This is a genomic window from Clostridioides sp. ZZV14-6150, assembly GCF_020657875.1.
GTDB lineage: Bacteria > Bacillota > Clostridia > Peptostreptococcales > Peptostreptococcaceae > Clostridioides.
Map to the genome: position 1 here is coordinate 1 of NZ_JAGWDA010000092.1, position 334 is coordinate 334.

Sequence of the window (334 nt, forward strand, 5' to 3'; positions counted from 1 at the left end):
TCCCATATTTCAATGGGATTAGGTAAGACTTCTTTCATGATAGTATCCAATTTAGTTATTTTATGTATTTCACTTTGATTATCTTTCGTAATTAAAATACCTAAATTCTGCTGCAATTTTCTTAAAATTTTATCATTACTTCCACTAATAATATTATTCTGTAAGTCTACACATACTGAATACACAGTACCTGTATGCCCAGTAAACTTCCATACTTCTGCTCCATTTGATGATATTTTTCTTACAGTTTTATCTGCACTACCACTATAAATATTATCTTGTGAGTCTACACATACTGAATGCGAACTATTTGTATGTCCTGTAAATTTCCATA

Annotated in this window: 1 protein-coding gene; it reads right to left on the bottom strand. The window is 29.3% G+C overall.

Annotated elements, in window-relative coordinates:
* Positions 1–334, bottom strand: a 334-nt coding sequence (locus KGF41_RS20655; protein ID WP_227857148.1) for a hypothetical protein, incomplete at both ends; no start/stop codon positions are given.